Source organism: Micromonospora sp. NPDC007208 (genome assembly GCF_042869175.1).
In the GTDB taxonomy this organism is placed as follows: domain Bacteria; phylum Actinomycetota; class Actinomycetes; order Mycobacteriales; family Micromonosporaceae; genus Micromonospora; species Micromonospora foliorum.
Window position 1 is genome coordinate 115287 of the sequence record NZ_JBIAFG010000007.1, and the last position, 22547, is coordinate 137833.

The 22547-nt window shown below is 72.3% G+C and carries 24 protein-coding genes; 8 read left to right on the forward strand and 16 right to left on the reverse strand.

The annotated features are described in order from the left end of the window. Window positions 1-33: 33 nt before the first annotated feature. From ACFYL6_RS16635 to ACFYL6_RS16650, 4 genes are read right to left on the reverse strand one after another with little or no spacing between them, the layout of a single operon-like run. Window positions 34-924 (reverse strand): cytochrome c biogenesis CcdA family protein, encoded by an 891-nt coding sequence (locus ACFYL6_RS16635; protein WP_387171948.1) that lies wholly within the window; start codon window positions 922-924, stop codon window positions 34-36. Beyond that, entirely contained in the window at window positions 921-1535 is a 615-nt protein-coding gene (locus ACFYL6_RS16640; protein ID WP_387171949.1) for a TlpA family protein disulfide reductase, read from the reverse strand. Before ACFYL6_RS16640 ends, ACFYL6_RS16635 begins: the two co-directional genes overlap by 4 nt. Before the next feature lie 51 nt (window positions 1536-1586). Continuing rightward, window positions 1587-3050 (reverse strand): NADH-ubiquinone oxidoreductase-F iron-sulfur binding region domain-containing protein, encoded by a 1464-nt coding sequence (locus ACFYL6_RS16645; RefSeq protein ID WP_387171951.1) that lies wholly within the window; start codon window positions 3048-3050, stop codon window positions 1587-1589. Further along, window positions 3050-4696, reverse strand: a complete 1647-nt coding sequence (locus tag ACFYL6_RS16650) for a hypothetical protein (RefSeq protein WP_387171953.1) — start codon at window positions 4694-4696, stop codon at window positions 3050-3052. Before ACFYL6_RS16650 ends, ACFYL6_RS16645 begins: the two co-directional genes overlap by 1 nt. A gap of 273 nt (window positions 4697-4969) precedes the next feature. On the opposite strand from ACFYL6_RS16650, the gene ACFYL6_RS16655 reads away from it, so the two are divergent. Then, window positions 4970-6415, forward strand: coding sequence for an alpha-amylase family glycosyl hydrolase (locus ACFYL6_RS16655; RefSeq protein WP_387171955.1), 1446 nt, complete (start codon window positions 4970-4972; stop codon window positions 6413-6415). Window positions 6416-6490: 75 nt separating this feature from the next. Continuing rightward, complete coding sequence (locus ACFYL6_RS16660) at window positions 6491-7402, forward strand: L,D-transpeptidase (RefSeq protein WP_387171957.1); 912 nt, start codon at window positions 6491-6493, stop codon at window positions 7400-7402. A gap of 16 nt (window positions 7403-7418) precedes the next feature. Here the strand turns inward: ACFYL6_RS16660 and ACFYL6_RS16665 are convergent, their stop codons facing one another. From ACFYL6_RS16665 to ACFYL6_RS16680, 4 genes are read right to left on the reverse strand one after another with little or no spacing between them, the layout of a single operon-like run. Beyond that, window positions 7419-8051, reverse strand: a complete 633-nt coding sequence (locus ACFYL6_RS16665) for a response regulator (protein WP_387171959.1) — start codon at window positions 8049-8051, stop codon at window positions 7419-7421. After that, on the reverse strand, window positions 8048-9178 hold the full coding sequence (locus tag ACFYL6_RS16670; protein WP_387171961.1) for a sensor histidine kinase: 1131 nt from the start codon (window positions 9176-9178) through the stop codon (window positions 8048-8050). The genes ACFYL6_RS16665 and ACFYL6_RS16670 overlap by 4 nt, the downstream gene beginning before the upstream one ends. A gap of 27 nt (window positions 9179-9205) precedes the next feature. Then, complete coding sequence (locus tag ACFYL6_RS16675; protein WP_387171963.1) at window positions 9206-10006, reverse strand: ABC transporter permease; 801 nt, start codon at window positions 10004-10006, stop codon at window positions 9206-9208. Between the two features lies 1 nt (window position 10007). Further along, window positions 10008-10907, reverse strand: a complete 900-nt coding sequence (locus ACFYL6_RS16680; protein WP_387171964.1) for an ABC transporter ATP-binding protein — start codon at window positions 10905-10907, stop codon at window positions 10008-10010. Between the two features lie 140 nt (window positions 10908-11047). Between ACFYL6_RS16680 and ACFYL6_RS16685 the strand changes: the two genes are divergently transcribed. Both ACFYL6_RS16685 and ACFYL6_RS16690 read left to right on the forward strand, forming a co-directional pair. Next, on the forward strand, window positions 11048-11902 hold the full coding sequence (locus tag ACFYL6_RS16685) for an alpha/beta hydrolase (protein ID WP_387171966.1): 855 nt from the start codon (window positions 11048-11050) through the stop codon (window positions 11900-11902). 257 nt (window positions 11903-12159) lie between these two features. Then, entirely contained in the window at window positions 12160-13299 is a 1140-nt protein-coding gene (locus tag ACFYL6_RS16690; protein ID WP_387171968.1) for a site-2 protease family protein, read from the forward strand. Between the two features lie 75 nt (window positions 13300-13374). Here the strand turns inward: ACFYL6_RS16690 and ACFYL6_RS16695 are convergent, their stop codons facing one another. Both ACFYL6_RS16695 and ACFYL6_RS16700 read right to left on the reverse strand, forming a co-directional pair. Further along, window positions 13375-14646: an FAD-binding protein gene (locus ACFYL6_RS16695; protein ID WP_387171970.1), complete on the reverse strand. Its 1272-nt coding sequence runs from the start codon at window positions 14644-14646 to the stop codon at window positions 13375-13377. After that, window positions 14643-15494 (reverse strand): hypothetical protein, encoded by an 852-nt coding sequence (locus ACFYL6_RS16700; protein ID WP_387171972.1) that lies wholly within the window; start codon window positions 15492-15494, stop codon window positions 14643-14645. Before ACFYL6_RS16700 ends, ACFYL6_RS16695 begins: the two co-directional genes overlap by 4 nt. A gap of 20 nt (window positions 15495-15514) precedes the next feature. On the opposite strand from ACFYL6_RS16700, the gene ACFYL6_RS16705 reads away from it, so the two are divergent. Next, the gene (locus ACFYL6_RS16705; RefSeq protein WP_387171974.1) at window positions 15515-15937 is read left to right on the forward strand and encodes a hypothetical protein; all 423 of its coding nucleotides are present in this window, start codon (window positions 15515-15517) and stop codon (window positions 15935-15937) included. Window positions 15938-15956: 19 nt separating this feature from the next. Here ACFYL6_RS16705 and ACFYL6_RS16710 read toward each other — a convergent pair whose 3' ends face one another. Then, window positions 15957-16886 carry an LLM class F420-dependent oxidoreductase gene (locus ACFYL6_RS16710; RefSeq protein WP_387171975.1) on the reverse strand — a complete coding sequence of 310 codons (930 nt, stop codon included), beginning with the start codon at window positions 16884-16886 and terminating at the stop codon, window positions 15957-15959. A gap of 98 nt (window positions 16887-16984) precedes the next feature. Here ACFYL6_RS16710 and ACFYL6_RS16715 point away from each other — a divergent pair, with 98 nt between their 5' ends. After that, window positions 16985-17296: an ArsR/SmtB family transcription factor gene (locus ACFYL6_RS16715; protein WP_387171977.1), complete on the forward strand. Its 312-nt coding sequence runs from the start codon at window positions 16985-16987 to the stop codon at window positions 17294-17296. Next, window positions 17297-17827, forward strand: a complete 531-nt coding sequence (locus ACFYL6_RS16720; protein ID WP_387171979.1) for an SRPBCC family protein — start codon at window positions 17297-17299, stop codon at window positions 17825-17827. A gap of 47 nt (window positions 17828-17874) precedes the next feature. On the opposite strand, the gene ACFYL6_RS16725 is transcribed toward ACFYL6_RS16720, so the two are convergent. The 5 genes from ACFYL6_RS16725 to ACFYL6_RS16745 all read right to left on the reverse strand — a co-directional run bounded on the left by ACFYL6_RS16725 (window position 17875) and on the right by ACFYL6_RS16745 (window position 21800). Further along, on the reverse strand, window positions 17875-18912 hold the full coding sequence (locus ACFYL6_RS16725) for a hypothetical protein (protein WP_387171981.1): 1038 nt from the start codon (window positions 18910-18912) through the stop codon (window positions 17875-17877). Then, window positions 18912-19181 (reverse strand): hypothetical protein, encoded by a 270-nt coding sequence (locus tag ACFYL6_RS16730; RefSeq protein ID WP_238660463.1) that lies wholly within the window; start codon window positions 19179-19181, stop codon window positions 18912-18914. The genes ACFYL6_RS16725 and ACFYL6_RS16730 overlap by 1 nt, the downstream gene beginning before the upstream one ends. A 444-nt stretch (window positions 19182-19625) precedes the next feature. Continuing rightward, on the reverse strand, window positions 19626-20420 hold the full coding sequence (locus tag ACFYL6_RS16735; protein ID WP_387171983.1) for a class I SAM-dependent methyltransferase: 795 nt from the start codon (window positions 20418-20420) through the stop codon (window positions 19626-19628). A gap of 41 nt (window positions 20421-20461) precedes the next feature. Next, window positions 20462-20728: a Uma2 family endonuclease gene (locus tag ACFYL6_RS16740; protein WP_387171985.1), complete on the reverse strand. Its 267-nt coding sequence runs from the start codon at window positions 20726-20728 to the stop codon at window positions 20462-20464. A gap of 52 nt (window positions 20729-20780) precedes the next feature. Continuing rightward, a complete protein-coding gene (locus ACFYL6_RS16745) occupies window positions 20781-21800 on the reverse strand; it encodes an aldo/keto reductase (RefSeq protein ID WP_387171987.1) in 1020 nt (339 codons plus the stop codon). Between the two features lie 95 nt (window positions 21801-21895). On the opposite strand from ACFYL6_RS16745, the gene ACFYL6_RS16750 reads away from it, so the two are divergent. Continuing rightward, entirely contained in the window at window positions 21896-22540 is a 645-nt protein-coding gene (locus tag ACFYL6_RS16750) for a TetR/AcrR family transcriptional regulator (RefSeq protein WP_387171989.1), read from the forward strand. Window positions 22541-22547 lie beyond the last annotated feature (7 nt).

A 22547-nucleotide genomic window follows, 5' to 3' on the forward strand; every position in this document is an offset into this window, starting at 1 on the left:
CCCCCCTCCCGCCTTCCCGCGTCGATCATGACGTTATTGCCCTCCGCCTCGGCGTGTCAGGGCAATAACTTCATGATCAACAGGGCTGGATGGGGGGTGGCGGCGGGGGCGTCTCGTTAGGGCTGCGGTCAGTAGGAGGGCCGCCAGGGCGGCCAGCAGGAGGGCCGGGCCGATGGTGTCCAGGGCATTGGCCACTGTGTGTTGTAGCTGGGACGCCGCTCGGATGACCGGGTCGTGGAGTGCGTCGCGGCGGTTGGCGGCGAGCCGCAGCTCGTACCAGCCGTACCAGGCGACGTAGCCACCGGCGAGCAGCAGCACCAGACCACTGAGGCGGGGCACCAGCGCCCCGGCGACGCGCAGCCGGGCCACCAGGCCGTCGCGCAGCAGCGCCACCCCGAGCGCGGCGACCGCGACCACCAGACCCATCCCGAGGGCGTACGCGCCGAACAGCGCCAACCCCGCACCGGTCGAGCCGGCCTGGAGGCTGGTCACCACGATGGCCAGGAACGGCGCGATGGCGCAGCCGAGCGACGCCAGCGCGTACGCCGCGCCGAACAGCGCCATCGACGGCCAGGACCGGGTCAGCCGGGGCGCCCGGGCGGACCAGCCGGGGGCGGGCAGCCGCCGACCGGCGAGCAACCAGCAGCCGGCCACCACCAGCAGCACGCCGAGCGCCACGGTCAGCCACGGCAGCCGGGGCCGCAGCCAGCCGGCCAGCGGCGCGAGCGCCAGGCCGAACGCGCCGAACACCAGCACGTACCCCACTGTCAGCCCGGCCGCCGCGTTGAGCGCGCGGCCGACCGCGCCCCGGGTGTCCGAGCCGGCGACCAACAGCGAGAGGTACGCGGGCAGCAACGCGAAGCCGCACGGGTTGACCGCGCCGAGCATGCCGGCGGTCAGCGCGAGCAGCAGTGCGGCGGTCACGCCCCGGCCAGTGCGGCGACCTTGGCGGTGAGCGCCTCACCGTCCAGGAATCCCTGGTGGACGACCGTGCCGTTCCGGTCGATGATCACGAAGATGCTCTGCTCGGTCACCTTGAACCGCTTCCAGAGCGCGCCCTTGCTGTCCTCGATCTGGGGCGTCGCGCCGAGGTCGAACTCGGTGACGAACTCCTTCATGGCCTTGCGCTCGCCCAGCCCGGCGACGCCGACGATCGGCACGGTGTCCCGGTACCGGGGTGCGATCTCGGCCACCGTCCAGGCCTGGCTGGCGCAGGTGGCGCACCACGGCGCCCAGAACCACAGCACCACCGGTTTGCCGGCGAGCTGTGCCGCGTCGAACGCGGCCCCGCCGAGGGTGGTCCCGGTGAAGCGCAGCACGTCCGGGACCTGCGCTGGGGCACCGGGCGGGGCACCGGTCGGCGTGCCGGTCGGGGTGGGCGGGGCGCCGGTCGAGGGCGGGGCCGATCCGGCGGTGGGCCCACCCGGCGCGGTGCCGCTACAGGCGGCAATGCCGAGCAGGGCCACCACGAGCGCCCCGGCGGTGGCGGCACGGCGCACCTGCCCGGCCCCTGTCCACGCCATGCCGATCCGCATCCGCTTCTCCGTTCCGGTCCGGAAGGGACCCTTGCTGGGCCTGACGCTTCGCTACTCGGCCTTGGCGAGTCGGAGAGCCAGCTCCGGGCAGACCTTGACCGCCTTCAACGCGCCCTCCCGCAGCCAGGTCGGCACGGGGGTGGCCGGGAAGGCGGGATATCCGTTCGCGTCGAGCCGGATGAAGTCCGGTACGACGTGCGCGCACAGGCCGTGCCCGTCGCAGCGCGACCAGTCCAGGGTGAGCTTCTGCGGGTTCACATCGGGTGCGCCCGGCAGCCCCATCACGCCCTTGACCCGTCGGCCACAGCCGTCACCGGTGCTGTGCAGCCGCAGGTCCTCGGCGAAGACCTCGATCGCGGAGAGCGCGAACCGGGCGGTGCCGTCCGGGTGGCTGCACGCGCCCCGGCCCTTCACCTCGCCGGCGGCGGCGCGCACCACGTCCGCCGGTTGGCTGCCGGCGACGGCCAGGTCCACCGCGCGGGCCAGGTCCGGCAGGCCCATCTTGCACGGTCCGCACTGGCCGGCGGACTCGCCGGCCAGGTAGCGCACCACCTGGGCGGCCTCACCGAGCGGGCAGGTGTCGACACCGAGCGGGATGATGATGCCCGCGCCGAGGGTGCCGCCGACCGCGGCCAGCCCCTTGCGGGACACCTCTGCCTTCTCCGCCGCCTCCGGGGTGATCCACTTGCCGTGGTAGCCGCCCATCAGGATGCCCTGGACGTCCGGGACCTCGCACAGGTCGAGGACGTCGCGCAGCGGCATGCCGGCGGTGCACTCCACCACTGCCGGTCGGCCGGCCGCGCCGGTCACGGTGAGCAGCACGGTGCCCGGCTCGTCGTCGGTGCCCAGCGCCGCGTACTCGTACGGGCCCAGTCGGGCGCCGATGGCGAGCTGGGCGTACGTCTCGGCGTTGGACAGCAGGGTGGGCAGGCCGCTGACCCCGGAGTCGCTGGAGCGCTTCTTGGTGCCCGGCGGGATGTGCGGCAGCCCGTTGATCCCGTTGACAAGTGCACCGCCCTCGCCGGAGATGAACCGGTGCGGCACGGTGACGATCGTCGTCTGCACCGGCATCCGGCGCTCTTCGAGCGCATCCATCAGCGAGTCCCGGCCGACCCCGTCGTCCGCCACGCCGATCACGATCTCGTCGGCGTCCAGCGCGTACGCGGCCAGCGCCGCCCCGTCCAGGATCAGGTGCGGGGCGCGGGTCAGCAGCACCTTGTCCTTCCAGCTGGCCGGCTCCCCCTCGCTGGCGTTGACCACCACCACGGCGGCGAGGTCCTGCCGTTCGCAGGACTCCAGCACCGCGCGCATTTTGCGGGCGAACGGGAAACCCGCCCCGCCCTTGCCCTTGAGCTGCATGCCCTCGGCGAGCTGGAGCAGCTGCGCCGGCTCCATCGGGCCGATCGGCCCGTGCACCTCCTCGTGCGCGAGCAGGTCGAGTCGGCCGTACTCGGCGAAGCCGGCGGTGAGCCGGGGCTCGCCCACACAGGCGACCGGTGGCACGGCGGTCCGCATCACTTCGCCTCACCCCGCAGCCCAGCCCAGTACGCCCCGTCCACCGCGTCGGCGCTGGCCTTGCGGCGCTTGGACTTGCCCTCGCCGGCCGCCCGTCGGGCACGGCGGGACGCCAGGTCGACGAGGGTCGGGGTGTCGTCGACGGGCGGCGCCACCTCGTCCGGCACGTACCGGGCCGGTGGACGCCAGTAGTCCGGCTCCTCGGGCAGGTCGTCGTCGGCGCTGTGCCGGCCGCTGCCGCTGCGCGGCGCCGACGAGATCGGGCTGCTGGAGACCGGGCCGGCCGAGATCGGCTCGACGGAGATCGGGCCGGCGGAGATCGGCTCGTCGGCCTGCCACCGGCGCGGACTGTCCCACGGCTCCTCGGGCTCGGCGAGGGTCGGCTGCGGCGGCGCCGAGTAGCGGGTGCCGTCGTCCTCGCTGCGGGACCGGCGGCGGGACCGCTCGGGGGCCGGCTCGTCGGCGCGTCGCCGGCCGGTCGGCACGGCCTCGTCGCGGGAACGGGAGCCGCGCCGGCGGGTCACCGGCTCCAGTTCCTCCTCGTCGAGTCGGAAGGTGCCGGTGTCCTCCACGCTGCGGCGGGCTGATCGGCTGGTCGTGGTCTCCTCGGTCCGCCGGCTGCGCGAGGACCGTTCGGTGTCACGGCGGGCCGCCGGCTCCTCGTCGCGCCGTCGTCGTCTCGGCCGGGTCGGCTCGACGAGGGAACCGGGCTCGGGCACCACCGGGACGGTGAACCGTTCGGGGTCACGCCGCGCGGCCGGCGCGGCCCAGGTGGCGGTGGTGGTCTCCGCCCAGGCGGGACGCTTGTCGGCGGCCTTGCTGCGCCGACCCAACCCGGCCAGCAGCGATCGGGCGGTCTTCGCCTCCTCGGCCCGGCCTGCCATCACCGCGTTGCGGACCGCGGCCTGGTGCTGCTCGCGGCTGCGCCGACCGATGGTGACCGAGAACCGGACCAGCAGGGCAAGCACCACCAGCAGGATGCAGCCGAGGTAGCTGAACATCACCCAGGGCGCCGCGGCCCGACCGGCGTTGAGGCCGTGAAAGACAGCGAACGGCCAGGCCAGGTACGCGGTGGAGTGCAGCGTGCGCCACAGCCACTTCGGACCGACGCCGGCGAAGCGGGCCCGGATGATGCCGGTCCAGATCACGCTGACCATCAACAGCGCGGCCACCGTGCCGAGCCCGACGTAGAGCCCCCGGCCGCCGACGAACGGCACCAGCGCGTCGGTCGCCGCCGCCCGCCCGGTGGCGATCTTGGTGAGCACGTGGAAGCCGAGCCCGGCCACGCCCAGCACGCCGGTGGCCCGGTGCGCCGACTGCATCAGCACCCGGTGCGAGATGCGCAGCACCAGCCGGTCGGTGGCGAGCAGGCCGAGCATCACCGTCAGGCTCAACGCCACCAGGGAGATCACCCCGGCGAAGAACTCGGTGAAGAAGAAGCCGTACGCGTACGCCGTCTGACCGGCGCCGGTCAGCATGATCGCCGCCCAGAGCGCGGCGAGCACCGACGCGATCAGCAGGGCGCCCGCCGACCGGGACGGGGTACGCACCCCCCGACTGCTGGCGCTGGTCCGGACCGTCGCCGCCTTCTTGTCCTGCTGTGCCCGGGCCATCTGCTCCTCGATCGTCTCGCGGCGGCGCACCACCGGCCGACCCCTGCTCCCCCATCCAGTACGGACCGGCGGGGCGCGCGGATCACCCGCCGACGGAAATTTCTGGGCCGAAATCGAACCGAGGGGCACGGCCGTGCGTTGTCTTCACCCCCACCCACCGATCTGGACAGTGACGACTGTCCATGCATTGACAGTTCCTGCAACACGCTTGTAACCTTTCAGCAAATTTCAGCCAGGCTTGCAAGATTCCGGCAAGCCGGCACTCCCGCACCGCACCACCACCCCCCGCTCCCGTCAGGAGTCCCCATGCACCGACGTCGACGCGGCTCGGCGCTCCTCGCCCTCGGCCTGATCGCCAGCCTGCTCGTCCCCACCACCGCGACGGCACCCCCGGCCGTCGCCGCCCCGTCCGGCGGCAAGAAGGTCATCGTCCAGCTCTTCGAGTGGAACTGGCCCTCGGTGGCCAGCGAGTGCCAGAGCACCCTCGGCCCGAAGGGTTACGGCTACGTGCAGGTCTCGCCCCCGCAGGAGCACGTGCGGGGCAACCAGTGGTGGCTGGCGTACCAGCCGGTCAGCTATCGGATCGAGTCCCGCAAGGGCACCCGGGCCCAGTTCCAGTCGATGGTGAACACCTGCCACGCGGCCGGGGTCAAGGTGATCGTCGACGCGGTGATCAACCACATGTCCGGTCAGGACAACGGCGGCACCGGCTGGGCCGGCTCGGCCTACTCGCACTACGACTACCCGGGCATCTACCAGACCCAGGACTTCCACCACTGCGGGCGCAACGGCGGCGACGACATCGCCAACTACAACGACCGGTACGAGGTGCAGAACTGCGAGCTGGTCAACCTCTCCGACCTGAAGACCGAGTCGGACTACGTCCGTACGAAGATCGCCTCGTACCTCAACGACCTGCTCGCACTCGGCGTGGACGGCTTCCGGATGGACGCCAGCAAGCACATGCCGGCCGCCGACATCGCCGCCATCAGGGGCAAGCTGTCCCGCTCCGCGTACATCGTGCAGGAGGTCATCTACGGCGCCGGCGAGCCGGTCCAGCCGACCGAGTACACCGGCAACGGTGACGTGCACGAGTTCCGCTACGGCAAGGACCTGGCCCGGGTGTTCCGCTCCGAGCGGTTGGCGTACCTGCGCAACTTCGGCGAGGGCTGGGGTCACCTGCCCACCGGCCCGGCCTCGGTGTTCGTCGACAACCACGACACCCAGCGCGACTCCGGTGGGGTGCTGACCTACCGCGACCGGGGCATCTACGCGCTGGCGAACGCGTTCATGCTGGCCTGGCCGTACGGCTCCCCGACAGTCATGTCCAGCTACACCTTCAGCAACCGGGACGCCGGCCCACCGTCGGACGGCGCCAACAAGACGCTCAACACCACCTGCTACTCCGGCTGGGAGTGCGAACACCGCTGGCCGGTGATCGCCAACATGGTCGGCTTCCGCAACGCCACCGAGGGCGCCGGCGTGGTCAACTGGTACGACAACGGCAACAACCACATCGCGTTCAGCCGCAGCGGCAAGGGCTTCATCACCGTCAACGACGAGGACGCCGCGGTGAACGGCCGCTCCTACTACACGGGGCTGCCCGCCGGCCGATACTGCGACGTCATCCACGGCACGTACGCGGGCGGCACGTGCAGCGGACCAGTGATCACGGTGGACGGTAACGGCTGGTTCGTGGCCAACGTGCCGGCGCACGACGCCGTGGCCATCCACATCGGCGCACGAATCTGATTCGACCGGGGCCTCCGGACGGCGGTTCTCGCCGAACCGGGGGCCCCGAGGCATCCGCCACCATAGAGTGGTTTCGTGCCGTTTGACCGAAAGACTCCGTACCGTCGTCGCGGCGTCTGGGTGGCCGCCGCGATAGGCGTACCCGCGCTGCTTGTGACCGCGCTGCTGGTCGGCCAGGCCCTCACCCCCAGTTCGACGGTCCCCGACGACCGCAACGTGGTGGTGGCCGACCCGACGCCGAGCAGTGTGGACCAGAGCCCGGAGGAGTCGATCCCCCCGGCCGCGCCCGCCCCGGACGGGTTGCCGGTGGTCGACTACGACCCCGCACCCGGAGGGTTCCCCGCCGATCCGAACACCATGGACGTCACGCCGCTGACCGACGGCGCGCACCCGACCAGACGGATCGCCGCGTACGACGCGCCCGGCGGTCGGCCGCGCGCCTTCCTCGAACCGACAATCAACGGTGTCGAGCTGACCATGCCGATCGCCCAGCGGCGTGCCGGCTGGACCGCCGTCCTGCTGCCCTCGGCCAACCGACGGCTCGCCTGGCTACCGCCCGGCGGGTTCGAGACCGTGCCGCTGCGCGACCAGATCGTGGTGGAACGCAAGGTCCACCGGCTCACCTGGTACCGGGCCGGCAAGGCGGTGCGCTCCTGGGAGGTCAGCCTCGGCCAGTCGGGCCAGGAGACCCCACTCGGGCGGACCTTCATCCTGGGCCGCACCCCACCGCCGGAGGAGGTCTACGGCGGAGTGGACATCTACGCCCTCGGTTCGGTGCCCGACGACCCGGAGTCGGTGCCGTCCGGGCTGCGCGGGGCGCACATCGGGGTGCACACCTGGCACCACGACGACGAGCTGGGCGAGAACACCACAAACGGCTGTATCCGGCTGACCCGCAGCGGTCAACGGGAACTGCTCGCCGAGGTCCGTCCCGGCAGCAGCGTCGTCGTGGTCGACCAACTGGCCGCCCCGCCGCCGACCGCCTGAGCGCCGGCACGCGCCGTCACTCGCCGAGCAGCCAGCCGTTCTGCTCGGCGACCCGGAGCGCGTCGGCCCGGTTGCGGGCACCGGTCTTGCCGATCGCCGCCGACAGGTGGTTGCGGACCGTGCCCTCGGACAGGTGCAGCGCCCTGGCCAGGTCGGCGACGGTGCCACCGCCGCGTGCGGTGCGCAGCACCTCGGTCTCCCGCTCGGTCAGCGGGCTGACCCCGGCGGCCAGGGTCTCCGCGGCCAGCGTCGGGTCGACCACCCGCAGGCCGGCGTGCACCCGGCGGACCGCGTCGGCGAGCTGCCGGGCCGGGGTGTCCTTGACCACGAAACCGCCCGCGCCGGCCTCCATCGCCCGGCGCAGGTAGCCGGGCCGGCCGAAGGTGGTCACCACCAGCACCCGGCAGGTCGGCAGCGCGGCCCGCAACGCCGCGGTGGCGGCGATCCCGTCCAGACCGGGCATCTCCACGTCCAGCAGGGCGACGTCGGGGGCGGTGCGGCGGGCCTCGGGCACCACCTCGTCGCCCCGGCCGACCTCGGCGACCACTGTCAGGTCCCCCTCCAACGAGAGCAGGGCGGCCAGCGCACCCCGGACCAGCGCCTGGTCGTCGGCGAGCAGCAGCCGGATCGGCGTGGACCCCCCGTTCACCGGGCCTCCCCCGGCGCGTGCACCCGCAACAGAAAACCGTCACCCGCCGGTCGACGACCGACGGTCACCACCGCGTCCAGCCGCCGCGCCCGCTCCCGCAGGCCGACCAGCCCGTGCCCGTTCGCGTCCGGAGTGGACGGGCCACGACCGTCGTCACTGATCTCGACCCGATCCGGGTGCACCCGGATCACGCAGCACCGCGCCCCGCTGTGTCGGACCACGTTGGTCACCCCTTCCCGTACCGCCCAGCCGAACAACCGGTCCCACTCCTCCGGCAGGTCCGGCACCTCGGCCGACACGTCCGCCGCGATGCCCGCCGCGGCCAGCGCGGAGCGGGCGCCGGCCAGCTCCGCGGCGAGACTGACCTCGCGGTACGCCCCGACCGTCTGTCGTACGTCGGCCAGCGCGGCCCGGGCCAGCGCCTCCACCTCGGCGATCTCGGTGGCGGCCCGCTCCCGGTCGACCTCGATCAGACGCCCGGCCAACTCGGCCTTGATCGCCACCACGGTGAGCGAGTGCCCGAGGATGTCGTGCAGGTCGCGGGCGGCCCGGGCCCGCTCCTCGGCGACCGCGAGCCGGCCGATCTCCTGCTGGGCGGCCCGGAGTTCGCTGTTGCGCTGGGCCAGCCGGGAGACCCCGAACATGGCGAACGAGGCGAGCAGCACCGCGAAGGTGACAGTGCTCTCCCCCGTCCAGGTTGGCACCAGCCAGGCCCCCACGAGTGGGATCAGCGCGCAGAGCGCCACGATGATCAGCGCCTGCACCGCCGACAGCAGGAACACCGCCGACGCGGCCACGAACACCAGCGTCGCCGTCCAGTCCCCGGCGGTGCCTGGAATGCTGGCCAAACCCAGCACGACCAGCCCCACCAGCGCGATCCCGGCGCGGCGTGGAGGGATCGGTCGGAGGTGCTCGCGCAGGTTACGGGCCCACTGGAACAGCAGCACGTAGCCGAGGCCGAAAGCGAACAGGGTGGCGACGCCGACGATCCGCCGCCACGGCTGCGGCTGCTGTAGCGCTGTGGAGAGCGGCACGTTGAGAAAGAAAAGCCACACCCCAGCCAGCAGCCAACCGGTGAACCGCCATCGGCGGCCCACCGGTCGGGGTTGACCCGTCAGGGAGTCCATCGGGTTCACGCTAACGGTCGCGGCCGGTCAGACCCGCGCGGTGTCCCGGCGGAACAGCCGGGCCGCTCCGACGCCGAAGAGCAGCGCCCAGACGACGAGGTTCGCCACCGCCGCCATGCTCACCCCGTCGCCGGTCAGTGGGGCGCGGGCCAGCACGCCCATGCCGTACACCGGGGTGAACTTCGCGACCTGCTGGAGCACGTCCGGCAGCACCTCGACCGGGACGAACAGCCCGCCGAACATGGCCAGCACCGCCAGCACCGGGCCGATGATCTGCATGACGTTCTCGGCCGGTGCCAGGTAGCCGATGAAGAGACCGAACGCGGCGAAGACCAGCGAGCCGAGCCAGGCCGCGAGCCCGGACAGCAGCCAGACGTACGCCGGAACGCGGACACCGGCCACGGCACCGACCAGGAACTCGACGACGACCGCGAGCAGACCGAGGCTCATCGCGGTGATCAGCTTGGTGGCCACGTACGCCGCCGGGCGGAGCGGGGTGAGCCGCAGCTGTCGGCTCCACCCCAGCGCCCGCTCGGTGGCCACCGCGCCACCGACACTTGTGGTGGCCACCATGGCCGCGTACACCGCCAGGCTGATCATGACGTACGCCGTCACCGGCCGACCGTTGTCCAGTGACTGCCCGCCCTGCGGCAGGCCGAAGATGAGGAAGAAGACGCCCGGCATTATCAGCGTGAAGGCGAGGGTGCGGCGGTTGCGCAGCACCCGGCGCAGCTCGATGCGCAGGGCGCCCGGGGCGAACCCGCCCAGTGCGGGCAGCCGACGGTCCGGCTCGGTGACACCGGCGCGGGTGGGGGTGGCGGTGGTCATCTCAGGCTCCGGTCTGCGCGGTGGTCAGGGCGAGGAAGGCGTCCTCGAGGTTGCGGGAGGTGATCTCGACGTCCCGGGCGCCGGTCCGGGTCAGCAGGTACCGGGCGATCGCGTCCGAGTCGCCGGTCCGCACCAGCACGCTGTCGCCGCGCACCTCCACGGCGTCCACGCCGGGCAGCGCGGCGAGAGCGGCCTGGTCGGCGCCGGGCAGGGTGGCCCGCACCGTACGGCCGGCGGCCAGGTTCTTGATCTCGGCGGTGGTGCCGTCGGCGACGATCCGCCCCTGCCGGACCAGCACGATCCGGTCGGCGTACGCGTCCGCCTCGTCCAGGTAGTGGGTGGCGAAGATGACCGTCCGTCCGCGCCGGGCGTCACGGCGCAGGGCCTGCCAGAAGTCCCGCCGGCCCTCGACGTCCATGCCTGTGGTCGGCTCGTCGAGCACCATCAGGTCCGGGTCGGGCAGCAGGGCCAACGCGAAGCGCAGTCGCTGCTGCTGACCACCCGAGCAGCGCCCGACCACCCGGTCGGCGATGTCGGTGATGCCGGCGCGCTCCAGCACCTCCGCCGCCGGGCGGGTGTGCCGGTAGAAGTAGGCGGTCATCCGGACCGTCTCGCCCACGGTGAGGTCCTTGAGCAGCCCGCCGGTCTGGAGTACGGCGGCGACGCGGCCCCGGGCCACCGCGTCGTCCGGGGTGCCGCCGAGGACCCGGACGGTGCCCGTGTCCGGACGGGACAGCCCGAGCAGCATGTCGATGGTGGTGGTCTTGCCCGCGCCGTTCGGGCCGAGGAACGCCACCACCTCGCCGGGCTGCACCCGTAGGCTCAACCCGTCGACAGCGGTGACCGCGCCGAAGCTCTTGGTGAGGCCGTCCAACTCGACAGCCGGATGCGTACTGGTCATGCCACTGATGCTCCAGCGGCGCGTACCCCGATGCCCGGAGCGGTCGTCACGCCCCGGCCGTGACATTTGTCAGGGCGGCCGGATTCCGGACGGGCACAACGGGTAACCGCCGGGCCGAGCCGCGACACCGGGAGGACGCGATGGGTGCCACGCCGCAGGGTCAGGTCGACACGGTCGTGCTGATCCACGGGCTCTGGATGACGCCGCGCAGCTGGGAGGGGTGGGCCCAGCGGTACACCGAGCGCGGCATGCACGTCATAGCCCCCGCCTGGCCCGGGATGGACCGGTCCGTGGAGCAGTTGCGCGACGACCCCAGCCCGATCGCCGAGCAGAGCATGGCCACCATCGTGGCGCACTACGACAAGATCATCCGGGCGCTGCCCCGACCACCGATCATCATGGGGCACTCGTTCGGCGGTCTGTTCGCCCAGGTCCTCGCCGACCGGGGTCTCGGCGCGGCGGTGGTGGGTGTGCACCCCGCGGCGGTGAAGGGCGTGCTCAAGGTGCCGCTGAGTCAACTGCGCTCGGGTTTTCCGATCCTGCGCAGCCCCGCCAACCGGGGCAAGGCCGTCCCGTTCACCCCGGACGACTTCGCCTACACCTTCGGCAACACGATGAGCCGCGAGGACTCCGACCGGGCCTGGCAGCGATACGCGGTCCCCGGCGCCGGACGGGTCTTCTTCGAGGGCGCGTTCGCCAACCTCGACCCGCGCTCGCCCGCCCGGGTCGACTTCGGGCGTACCGACCGGGCGCCGCTGCTGCTGATGGCCGGCGAGGTCGACCACGTGGTGCCGGCGTCGGTGGTCCGCAGCAACGCCGGGCTGTACCAGAAGTCCCGCGCTCTCACGGCGTACGAGCAGTTCGCCGGCCGATCACACTTCACCGTCGCGCAGGACGGCTGGGAGCAGATCGCCGACTACGCGCTGGACTGGGCGCTGCGCGCGGCGGCCCTGCCCCGGGAGGCAACCATCGCCAGCGAAACCCCCCGCCGCTGACCTCGGCTCGGCCCTCAGGCAGGCACTCGTTGCGCGGGTTGCCCGGCTTGGAGGTCGGCCCGCCCGTGGTCGGGGCAACCACCACCGCACCTTGGTTCACCCGGGGGCAGGGCCGAGCGGCCAGGTCGATCGAAGGCGATATACCTCAGAGGTATTTTTATGACTCAGAGGTATACCGCTCATTGAGACATCGGGCGGCACGCGCTGAGCTTGGGTCAGGTCGGCATGTCCACGGTCAAGCGGGGTATCTCGGCGGAATGAGGGCCAGTTTCCGGCTTGGCCGGGTCGCGGGAGTGCCGGTCGGCGTCAACTGGAGCGTGCTGGTCATCTTCGCGTTGATCGCGTGGGGGTTGGCCGCGAACCAGTTCCCCCGTTCGTACCCCGACCATTCGCCGGTGGCGTACACCCTCGCCGGGCTGGCCGCGGCGGTGGTGTTCTTCGTCGGCCTGCTCGCCCACGAGGTGTCGCACGCGGTGGTGGCCAAGCGCAACGGGCTGACGGTCGACGGCATCACGCTGTGGCTGTTCGGCGGCGTGGCCGAGTTGCGGGGTGAGCCGCGCGACCCGGGCGCGGAGTTGCGGATCGCGGGCGTGGGCCCGCTGGTCAGCCTGCTGATCGGGGCGTTCTTCGGTGCCATCGCGGCGCTGCTCGCGCTGGCCGGGCAGGGCGGGCTGCTGTTCGGGGCGGTGGCCTGGCTGGCGGGCATCAACGTGCTGCTGGCCATCTTCAACGTGCTTCCGGCCGCGCCCCTGGACGGTGGCCGGTTGCTGCGCGCCGCGGTCTGGAAGGCCACCGGTGACCGGACCCGAGCGTCAGTGGTCGCCGCTCGGGCCGGCTGGGTGCTGGGGGTGCTGCTGATCGGCCTGGGGTTGTGGCAGTTCCTGTCCGGCGTCGGCTTCGGCGGGCTCTGGCTGGCGCTGATCGGCTGGTTCCTGATCGGCGCGGCCGGGATGGAGGAGCGGCAGGCCCGCACCGGCAACGCGCTACGCGGCATACGGGTGGGCGACGTGATGACCCCGCAGCCGCAGACCGCGTCGGCGGAGATGACTGTCGCGGACTTCGTCGACCACTACCTCTTCGCGTACCGGCACTCGGCGCTGCCGCTGACCGAGGACGGCCGGCCGACCGGTCTGGTCACCGTCGACCGGGTGCGGGGCGTACCGCCGGAGCGGCGGGCATCGACCACGCTGGCCGAGGTGGCCTGCCGAGCCGACCAACTGGTGCTTGCCCAGCCCGGTGAACAGCTCAACGACCTGCTCCCCCGGCTCAGCGAGTGCGCCGACGGCCGAGCCCTGGTGGTGAGCGAAGACGGTCACCTGACCGGCATCGTCTCCCCCAGCGACATCAGCCGAGCCGTCCAACGCAGCACCCTCCGCACCCCCACCCCCTCCCGTTGATCATGAAGTTATTGCCCCGACACGCCGCGCCGGGTGGCAATAACTTCATGATCAACGCAGATAGCAGAGGGACGGTCAGCGGGGAAGGTAGCGGTCCAGGGCGTCGGTGCGGAACGTTCCCTTCGGGTCCAGGTCGGCCAGGAGCGCGGCGAAGTCGGCGTACCTCGGGTAGCGGGCGGCCAACTCGGCCGGGTCGGTGACGAAGACCTTGCCCCAGTGCGGGCGGGGCGCGAAGGGCGCCAGACGCTCCTCCACGGCGGCCACCACCGGCAGCACCGCCGCGGTGTCGTCGACCCAGGTGAAGTGCAGCACGAAGCTGTCGCGCCGGTAGTTCGGGCTGAGCCACAGCTCGTCGGCCGCCACGGTCCGCAGCTCGGACACCAGCAGCACCGGGGCGATCAGGTCCGCCACGTCGTCCAGCGCGGCGAGCGCGGCGGCCGCCTCCGTCCGCGCGACGTGGTACTCGGACTGCAGTTCGTCGCCGCTGCTCGGGGTGAAGCCGAGCTTGAAGTGCGGCAGCCGCTCGTGCCACGGGCCCGGCTCGCCGAGCTGTGGGGTGCAGTTCTCCGCCGGCATCCCGAGCACCGGGTGCCGGGGCTGCTCGGCGGCGGCGGTGCCCAGCCACTCCGCCGGGGGCGGCGGCTGATCCGCCAACTGTTTGCGCCACACCTCGCGCAGCCGGGGCGTACGGAAGTCGGTGAAGACACTCACGCTGTACGCCGAGCCGAGCGCCTCGTCCAGCGCCGTCCGGTCGAGGTCGAGGCGTACGTACTGGCACAGCGCGAAGGTCGGCACGACGTCCAGGGTGACGCGGGTGACCAGGCCGAGCGCGCCCAGCCCGACCACCATGCCGGCGAACGTGTCGGTGTCCCGGTCGACCCGGAGCAGGTCGCCGTCGGCGGTGACCAGTTCCAGGGCGGCGACCGCGCTGGCCAGGTTGCCGTGGGTCTGGCCGGAGCCGTGGGTGGCGGTGGCCACCGCGCCGGCCACCGAGATGTGCGGCAGCGAGGCGAGGTTGGCCAGCGCGTACCCCTGGGTGTGTAGCTGTCGGGCGACGTCGCCGTAGCGCAGCGCGCCGCTCACGGTGACCTGCCCCCGCTCGTGGTCCAGCTCGACGACCGGGGGCAGCCCGGCGAGGCTGACCAGGTCGCCGTCGGTGTCGCCGAGACGGTTGAAGGAGTGCCCGCTGCCCACCGCCCGGATCCGGCTGCCGCCGGCGACGAGCCGGCGCAACTCGTCGACGGAGGTGGGCCGGTGGAACGCCTTCGCGGCGTACCGCACGTTGCCGGCCCAGTTGCGGCGCGGAACGTCGGTGGTCGACGCGGTCTGCGGTCCCTGCGCGGTCATGTGGCGGTCTCCCGATCGGTGGTCTGGTGGTCGGCCAACGCGGCGACGAGGGCGTGCAGAACCGTATCCGTCTGGAGCGTGTGGTAGCCACGCTGGGCGATCGGCAGACCAGCCGTGGTGGCGCGTTCGATCTCCCCCCGGGCCGCCTGCCGGGTCGACGCGTCCCCGGACACCAGGGCGTCCTGCCCGCGTCGGATCAACCGGTCGACCCGGTCCATCTGGTAGCCACGCAGGCCGACCGGGAGGGCCGGGGCGTCGAAGGCGGCGCGACGCAGCGCGAGCAGGTCGACGAAACGGCCACCGGCGTGCTGGGTGAGCGCGGCGGACACCTGCTCGGGCTGCTCGCGGACCTGGTCGAGAACGAGCAACTCGACGGCGGGTCGGCCGTCGAGCGGATGACGGGCGGTCACCGGCTCGATCGTCACGCCCGGCACGGGAACCACCAGCAGTCGCGGCGGCTCCGGATGGCCGTCACGCCGGGGCGGCTCGTCGAGGACCAGCACGTCGACCTCGGCCCACCGGATATCCCGACGCAGGCCGGGCCGCCGGATGGTGAGCCCCTCCGCGTGGATTCCGAAGCGGAACGGACGCATCGCGCTGACCAGCGCCACCGCGCCGAGCGCGATCGCCCCCACCGCGATGATCGTCCGTAGCAGGGCGCCGTCGCTGGGATAGACCAACAAGAGCACTCCACCGAGTACGCAGACCAGGGCGAGCAGCCGGGCGCCCCGACTCCGGCGCAGTTCCACGCTCGGACCCCCGTTCATGACCGTGGCGTCGGTCCCCGCATCCTCCGCCAAACCGGGCACCGAGGACACCGGTCGATCGGGCACGGTTGTTCTCGTCATCGTCGGGGAACCCTACGCTCATGAGCAGCTACCGTGATCCGGCCCCGCGGGGCGACGTGTTCCCCTCCGAGGAGGAGCTGGACCCCACCGGCACCGGGGTCGAGCAGGCCAGCGCGCCGCCGGCCGGCGGGTTGCCGAGCCACCCGTCGCCCACACCCGGTCCTCGGCCCACACCGGCGCCCGCGCCCGCCCCGACGCCGGTGCCGACACCCGGCCCGCCGCCGCGCGCCCCCGGCGGACAGTCGATCGTGACCCGCCACCTGGACGGCTCGGTGGAGGTGGTCACCGACCTCGACGGCGACGGCGTCGCCGACGTCGTCCAGATCGACGTGGACGGCGACGGGATTCCGGACATCACCTATGTGGACAGTGACGGCGATGGGCTGCTGGACACCGTGCTGCGCGACCCGAACGCGGTCGGGACCGGCGCGCACCGAGCCTGACCGGCGGCACCCGGCCGACTCAGAGCTTCGCCATCACCTCACTGGCGACCAGCTCCAGGTGCTCCAGGTCACTGAGGTCCAGCACCTGGAGGTAGAGCCGCTCGCTGCCGATCTCCGCGTACCGGCCGATGGTGTCCAGCACCTCGGCGGGCGTCCCGGCCAGGCCGTTGGCCCGCAGCTCGTCCGGTTCGCGGCCGATGGCGGCGGCCCGGCGGGCCACCTCGGCGTCGTCGCGCCCGCAGCAGAGCACCAGGGCGTTGGACCAGACCATCCCGGCCGGGTCCCGGCCGATGTCGACGCAGGCCGCGCGGACCCGGTCGAACTGCGCCGCCGTGTCCGGCACCGAGGCGAACGGCAGGTTGAACTCGTCGGCGTAGCGGGCGGCCAGCCGAGGGGTGCGCTTCGGGCCCGTCCCGCCGAGCAGGATCGGTGGGCGCGGCTGCTGCACGGGCTTGGGCAGGGCGGGCGAGTCGCGGACCGGGTAGTACCGGCCGTCATGGTCGAACCGCTCCCCCGGCGGCGTGGACCAGAGCCCGGTGATGACGGCGAGCTGCTCCTCCAGCCGGTCGAACCGCTCGGCCAGCGGCGGGAACGGGATGCCGTACGCGCTGTGCTCCTCGGCGTACCAGCCGGTGCCGATGCCCAGCTCCACCCGGCCGCCGCTCATCTGGTCGACCTGCGCCACGGTGATCGCCAGCGGGCCGGGCAGCCGGAAGGTGGCGGCGGTCATCAAGGTGCCGAGCCGGATGCGGCTGGTGTCCCGGGCCAGGCCGGCGAGCGTGGTCCACGCGTCGGTGGGGCCGGGTTCGCCGCTCACGTCACCCATCATCAGGTAGTGGTCGGACCGGAAGAACGCGCCGTAACCGGCGTCCTCGGCGCAGCGGGCCACCGCGAGCAACTGGTCGTAGCTGGCGCCCTGCTGGGGCTCGGTGAAGATCCGAAGTTCCATGATCCGAGCATAGGGAGCCGATCGGCGGTGCCGCGTCGGGATGGAGACCACGATCGTATGCTTTGACAGTCATATGACCGATGAGGCATATTGGGCTGGTGTCCACCGACGCCTTCACCGTCCTCGCCGAGCCCACCCGGCGCCGGATCCTCGATCAGCTCCGCGACACCGAACGCAGCGTCGGCGAGCTGGTCGACGGGCTCGGGGTCAGCCAACCGGCCGTCTCCAAACACCTGCGGGTGCTTCGCGACGCCGGCTTCGTCACCTGCCGGACGGCCGCCCGCCAGCGGATCTACCGCCTCGACCCGGGCCCGCTGCGGGCCGTCGACGGCTGGCTCGACCCGTACCGGCGGCTCTGGACCCACCACCTGGACGCCCTGGAACGGCACCTCGACAGTCAGGAGCAGTGAATGGACCGCGACGCGTTCCGCCCGAGCCCACCCGCCGAGGTGCGCGCCGAACCCGCAGGCGCCGGCGCGACCCTGGTCTTCGTCCGCGACCTACGCCATCCGCCGGCCACCGTCTGGGCGGCGCTGACCGACCCGGCCCAGCTCGCGCAGTGGGCGCCGTTCCTCGCCGACCGCGACCTCGGCACCACCGGCACCACCGTGCTCACCCTGATCGACGGCGAGACCACCCAGGAGGACCCGGCGACGGTACGCCGGGCCGAGCCGCCGCACCTGCTGGAGTACACCTGGGGCGACGACCTGCTGCGCTGGGAGCTGAGCCCACTGGGCAGCGGCACCCGGCTGACCCTGCGGCACACCGTCGCCGACCGGGGCATGCTGCCGATGGTCGCGGCCGGCTGGCACCTCTGCCTCGACGTGGCCGACCGGCTACTCGACGGCGACCCGGTCGGCCCGATCCGCGGCGCCGAAGCCAAGGACTTCGGTTGGCCCGAGCTGCGCGACGCGTACGCCGAACGGCTCGGTGAGGGCTGACCGGTGCGGTACCGGCGGCCCCGGAGCCCGGAGCCGCCGGAATCCGGTCAGACGTACGGCCGCTTGGCGTACGCCTCTCGGAGCGCGGCCAACCCGGTGGCCTTCGGCGTAAGGGTGCCCCACCCGGAGTTGAAGTAGTTGGTGCGCACGATCCGTGGCCCACCCTCGGCGTTGAGCTGGGCGATCGCCGCCGGCACGGTGGCGATCCACGCGGCCTGGTTCGGGATCTCGGCCGACCTGACCCCCCACTCGGCGATGATCACGGGCCGGGACAGCGCCACCGGGCCGAGGTCCGCCACCGCCCAGTCCTTGGTGCGCCGAAACCGGGCCAGCGCCGTGTGGCTGGCGTTGGTGCCGTACGCGTTCCACTGGAGATAGTCGAGGCGGGACATCAGCGACTCCGGGTGGGTGCGCTGGTAACAGGCCCGGTCGAAGCCGCCCAGTCCCACCGAGAAGGTCGTCCCGGCCGGCAACGTCCGTGCCTTGAACCACGTCAGGATGTAGTTCATCGCCTGCACCGCCCGAGCGTCCGACTCGGCCCAGTTGTACGCCTTGCCGTCCTCGGTGGTGCCGAACTCGTGGTCGGTGTCCAACTCCGAGGCGAGCTGGATGTTCACCCCGAAGCCGAGCGTCCGGTACTGCGACAGGGCGCGGGCGAACAACCCGTCGCACTGCCCCTTGAGCACCTGGTCGTACCCGTACGCCCTCGGCCAGGTCGTGCCGGGCCGCTGCTGGATGGTCATCGTCGGTGCCGGGACGGTGTAGCTGGTGCCGTCCACCGCGAAGCTCTGCGGTCCGTAGTTCGGCGCGCCGTAGTGCTTCAACTCCAGGACCATGTTCATCTGCACCCCGGCCTTGCCCAGGTTGACCAGCCAGGGCCGGTTGTAGCCGGGGAAGATGTAGCCGTCGGCGAAGCTGCGGTACTGGGTGAGCGACCGGAAGTTGCCGCCGGCCATGTCGGCGGTCGGGTCGGCGCCACCGGAGAGGTAGTAGCCGCCGAGTACGGGTTGGCCCAGGCTGTAGTCGGCGACGGCCGTCGCCGTGTTGCCGGCGGCGTCACGGACCTGGACGGTGACCCGGGCCATCACGCCACCGACCGATAGACAGCCACGGAGCCGTTGTCGGAAACCCGGGTCCAGGTACGCCCGGAGTTGTCGGTGACGGTCACGGTGAGCGGGTCGATGACCGCCGTGACCTTGACCGGCGCGCTGCTGTTGCCCTGCGCGTCGGTGACCACGATGGTGACGGTAAGCGGTTTGGTGTCGGCGTCCGAGTAGGTGACGGTCAGCAGCATCTGGTCACCCGGCGCGAAGACGGATGCGTTCAAGGCTGCGGTTGCGATGGGAGCGGCCATGTCGGGCCCTTTCTGGCTCGGTCGCCAGGGCTCGGCGCGCGGTCGAGCGACGCCGGACCCCGGCGGGGTCCACAGTGCGAAAGGCCGGCGGGGCACGGGGACGGTAGGCACGTCCGGCGGACCGTGTTGCCTGACTGCCGGCGGTGCTGACGTCCTTGTCCCGATGGGCGGAGGCACCGCTGCGGGCGCCCGCAGGGGTGTCGGTGGCAGCCACGGCTTGTCGTACGCGCGATCGGAACGGCAGCTGTGCCGTGACCGCCACGGCTTCGAGGCCGGGCTGGGTGAGGGCGGCACCGGTGCGGACGATGTTGTCCCCGCCGGGCCGGAGGATCGGGATGTGGCCCGCCACCCGTCTACCTCCACCTGCCCCTAACAGTGCTCTACCAGGGGCTTTACCGTCTTGTCCGGTTTGCGACAACCCCCGGTGAGGCCCGGCGAGAGGGGCTACTCGGGCGTCGCGCCCCGCACGGCCCAGGCCCGCGCGGTGAGCCGGATCGACCCGTCCGGCTCGACTGGCAGCCGGGTGGCCAGCAACTCCCGCAACGCGGTCCGGTCGGACTCCGCCAACGTCGCGACGTACCCCGGCGCCGACCCCTGACCGCCGAGGAACGGCGTCCAGTAGTCGGCGAAGTCGGTGAAGGTCGTCCTCACGTCGACCGGCCACACCGACACGTCCCGCAACCCGGCCCGCTCCCACAGCGTGCGCAGCGCGTCGGGCTGGCACACGGTGGTGCGGTTCCCCTCGTCCAGCTTCGCCGACGGCGGGTCGAGCTGTGCGGCGGCGGCCCAGAAGTGCCGCATCATCGCCATCCCCTCGGCGTAGTCCCAGACGTAGGCGGCCACCACCCCGGCCGGCCGGGCCACCCGGGCGAACTCCGTCACCGCCCGCGCGGGCTCCGGCACGAAGTTGAGCGTCAATCCGCTGACCACCACGTCCACGACGTGATCGGGCAGCGGCAGCGCCCGGGCGTCACCGACCTGGAAGGCCGCCCGGGGGTCGGTGACCCGGGTACGCGCGACCGCGACGAAACCCTCCGACGGGTCGACGCCGGTTATCTCGACGGGATCGTCGTGGGTGAGGATCGTCGAGGTCAGCGCCCCGGTGCCGCAGCCCACATCGAGCCAGCGCCGCCCTGGCGGCACGGCCAACCCGCGCAGGAAGTCCACAGCCACCAGGCGGCTCCACCGACCCACGTACGCCTCGTACGCGTCGCCGTTCGCCCACACCGGCTGCGCCATCCCGGAACGATACGACAGGCCAGGGCTGTCGATGCTGGTGTTCAGTCGAGATGGTCGGCGGGGGCGGTCTGGAGCAGCCAGGCCAGCGGCATCCGTGCCCGCGTCTCGTAGGTGCCGTCCCCGCTCAGCCGGTGCAGGGTGACCGTCTGCGCGCCGTCCCGATCGACCACCCAGTACTGCGGGATCCCCGCCGACGCGTACTCGCGGACCTTGGTAACCGAGTCCATCGCCTCCGAGCCCGGCGAGACGATCTCCACGACGAGTACGACGTCGGCGACCGCGGCCCAGACGCTGCGGGACGGCGGCATATGCCAGACACTCAGATCGGGGATGCCGGCGCCGAGCACCGCACTCGGAGGCTCAGCGACGTCGCCGCGCCGGGTCGAGCAGGGCGGGCGGGGTGTCGAACTTCTCGTGTGCGGCAAGGTCGACCCCCGGTGCGACGATGGCGTCGATCGCGTCGAGCACGTCGTTGGGGAGCACGGTGTCCGCGGCGGCGAGCTGGGCGTGCAGGTGGTCGATGGTGCGGGGGCCGATGATCGCGCTGGTCACCGCCGGGTGCGCGGTAACGAACCCGAGGGCGAGCTGGATCAGGGTGAGCCCCGCCTGGTCGGCGACGGTGGCCAGTTGCTCGACGGCGGCGAGGCGGGCCTGGTTGGCCGGGACGCTGAGGTCGAAGCGGGCGGGCAGCAGCGCCGAGCGGCTGGTGGTGATCTCCCGGCCGGCGCGGACCGCACCGGAGAGCCAGCCCGAGGCGAGCGGGCTCCAGGCGAGCACACCGAGCCCGTACTGCTCGGTCACGGGCAGGACGTGGGCCTCGATCCCTCGTTGCAGGATCGAGTAGCTGGGCTGCTCGGTGACGTAACGGCTCAGGTGGTGCTCCCGCGCGGCCCACTCGGCCTGCACGAGGCGGTACGCGGGGAAGGTCGAGGAGCCGAAGTAGCGGATCTTTCCCGCCCGTTGCAGGTCGGTCAGCGCCGACAGGGTCTCCTCGTCGCTGGTGGTCGGGTCCCACCTGTGGATCTGGTAGAGGTCGACATGGTCGACGCCGAGGCGGCGCAGGCTGTTGTCCAACTCGGTGACCAGCCAACGGCGCGAGCTGCCCCGCTGGTTGCGCTCGTCGCCCATCGGCATGCCGGCCTTCGTGGCCAGCACGATGTCGTCGCGGCGGCCGGCGATGGCCTTGCCGACCATCTCCTCCGACTCGCCCTGGCTGTACATGTCGGCGGTGTCGATCAGGTTGATCCCGGCGTCCAGCGCCGCGTCGACGATCGCCGTCGCCTCGCTCTGGGTGGTGTGCCCCAGCTTGCCGAAGTTCATCGCGCCGAGCACGAGGGTGCTGACCTGGACGCCGGTGCGTCCCAGGGTGCGGTACTGCATGGCTGTTCCTCCTTGGAAGGGTGAGGTGGCACCGGCCCACCCGCTCTGGCATCCTGAGCAAGTGGAACCATGTTCCGCTAAGAACGATACGGAACATGGTTCCGTTTGCCAAGTCGAGTAATGGGGGTAACGGCGCGGTGGCCGACATCGACAGCGGGTCGGGGGGATCGACCCCGCGGAAGCGGGCCGACGCCCGGCGCAACGAGGCGACGCTGCTGGAAGCCGCCGCCTCGGCCTTCGCCACCTCGGGCGTGGACGCGCCCGTACGCGACATCGCCGCCCGGGCCGGCGTCGGTGTGGGCACGATCTACCGCCACTTCCCGACCCGCGCCGACCTGATCGTCGCCGTCTACCGGCACCAGGTCGAGGCATGCGCGGCGGCTGGCCCGAGGCTGCTGGCCGACAGCAGCACACCGCACGCCGCCCTCGCCCAGTGGATCAACCTCTTCGTCGACTTCCTGGTCACCAAGCACGGCCTCGCCGAGGCGCTACAGTCCGACAACGCGGCCTTCGAGACCCTGCACGCCTACTTCCTGGACCGCCTCGTGCCGGTATGCGCCCACCTGCTCGACGCCGCCGCCACGGCCGGCGAGATCCGCCCCGACGTGACCGCCTTCGAGTTGCTGCGCGGTGTCGGCAATCTCTGCATCGGCGCCGGCGAACCCCGCTACGACGCCCGTCGCATGGTCGACCTCCTCGTCGCCGGCCTGCGCCAAGGCCGGAACACCGGGCCGCGATAGCTTATTG